The 1,405-nt window shown below is 75.4% G+C and carries 1 protein-coding gene; it reads right to left on the minus strand.

What is annotated here, in order from left to right; translation table 11 throughout:
* Nucleotides 1-1,352, minus strand: a 1,352-nt coding sequence (locus tag AB0J52_RS40640; protein ID WP_500188557.1) for a beta-ketoacyl synthase N-terminal-like domain-containing protein, incomplete at its 3' end; no start/stop codon positions are given.
* Between the last annotated feature and the right edge of the window lie 53 nt (nucleotides 1,353-1,405).

Below are 1,405 nucleotides of genomic sequence, written 5' to 3' on the forward strand. Positions count from 1 at the left end.
GCGCCGGCGCGCTCGGGGGCGAGCGTGACCAGCTTGACCAGGCCCGTCTCCAGCAGCGTCGCGATCTTCTCGGGCGCGGGCGGGAACATCGCGGGCGCGTACCGGCCGTCCGCGAGCCGGAGCAGGCGCTGGAGCCGCGGGAACGCGACGAACAGGTCGGCGAGCATGTTCGGCCGCTGGCTGCCCTGCCCGGGGTAGAGGAAGGCGACCTTACCGGTCGCGCCCGCCTTGGCCGGCGCGACGAACACGCCCGGCGCGGCCCGGAACTCGCGGGCCGCCTCCAGCTTCGCGCGCAGGTCGTCCAGGCCGGACGCCACGATCGCCACCTGGACGCGCGCGGGGTCCGGCTCGGCGGCGGTCCGGGCCAGGTCGCGGAGGCGGGCGCCGGGGACGGCCGCCAGCGCGGCGAGCCGCTCGATCCCGGCACGGGCGGCGTCCCGGTCCGCGCCCCGGACGAGCAGGAGCTCGGCGGGCCAGGCCGCGAGGCCGGACACCGGCTCGGGCGCGCCGTCGTACCCGGCGAGGACGGCGTGGAAGTTCGATCCGCCGAACCCGAACCCGGACAGGCCGGCGAACCGCTCGCCGGGCGCGGCGGCCCACGGACGGGCCGTCCGGCCGAACGCGAACGGGCTGGTCGCCCGGTCCCACGCCCGGTTCGGCTCGGTGAGGTGCAGGGTCCCGGGCAGCACGCCGGTGTGCAGCGCGTAGGCGGTCTTGATGAGCCCGGCGAGCCCGGCGGCGCACTTGGTGTGCCCGATCTGGGACTTGACCGAGCCGAGCGTGACGCTGCCCGGCGCGGCCCCGGCCTCGGTGAACGTCTCGGTGAGGGTGGCCAGCTCGGTCCGGTCGCCGACCTCGGTGCCGGTGCCGTGCGCCTCGACCAGCCCGATCCGCGCGGGGTGCACCCCGGCGCGCTCGTAGGCGCGCTCCAGCGCGAGCCGCTGCCCCTGGACGCGCGGCGCGGTCAGGCCGAGCGAGCGGCCGTCGGACGACCCGGCGACGGCCTTGACCACGGCGTAGATCCGGTCGCCGTCGCGTTCGGCGTCCGCGAGCCGCTTGAGGACGACGCACGCGACGCCCTCGCCGAGCGCGATGCCGTCGGCGGACGCGTCGAAGGTGGCGCAGCGGCCCTTGCGGGAGAGCGCGTGGACGGACGAGAACAGCAGGTAGTCGTAGATGCCGTTGTGCAGGTCCGCGCCGCCGCACAGCACCATGTCGGCGGCGCCGGTCGACAGCTCCTTGCAGGCGGCGTCGAGCGCGGCGAGGGACGCGGCGCACGCGGCGTCCACGGTGAGGTTCGCGCCGCCGAGGTCGAGCCATGTTTTCTGGGAACCACACAGGGACGCGAACATTTCTTGCAGCGATCAGTTTGAACGTTCAGTGTGTTCAAGCCACTCGGCCTATT

It is taken from the genome of Spirillospora sp. NPDC049652, assembly GCF_040675125.1.
Lineage (GTDB): Bacteria > Actinomycetota > Actinomycetes > Streptosporangiales > Streptosporangiaceae > Spirillospora.